The sequence below is a fragment of the Sphingomonas sp. 10B4 genome, assembly GCF_035019905.1.
Classification (GTDB): Bacteria; Pseudomonadota; Alphaproteobacteria; order Sphingomonadales; family Sphingomonadaceae; genus Sphingomonas; species Sphingomonas glacialis.
This window is the reverse complement of record NZ_JASJVC010000364.1, coordinates 1-264: the sequence shown is the minus strand read 5'-3', so window position 1 is coordinate 264 and position 264 is coordinate 1. Positions and strand designations below refer to the sequence as shown.

At 60.2% G+C, this 264-nt stretch carries 1 protein-coding gene; it reads left to right on the top strand.

Translation table 11 applies throughout. From position 1 onward, the window contains the following. On the top strand, positions 1-264 hold a 264-nt coding region (locus QN347_RS20130), incomplete at both ends, for an SAM-dependent methyltransferase (RefSeq protein WP_323494450.1).

Genomic DNA, 264 nt, shown 5'->3' with positions numbered 1-264 from the left:
CACTCAAAGCTGTGCGCGCACTGCGCGAAGCGGATGTGGTACTGATCGATGATCTGGTCAACGTCGCGATCCTTGAGCACTGCGCTTCAGCCCGGGTCATTGCGGTCGGCAAACGCGGCGGCTGTCGCTCTACGCCGCAAGCGTTCATCCACCGACTGATGCTGCGTTACGCCCGCCAGGGTAAATGCGTGGTCCGACTGAAAGGGGGTGATCCATGTATTTTTGGACGCGGTGGCGAAGAGGCTGATTGGCTTCGGGCTCAAG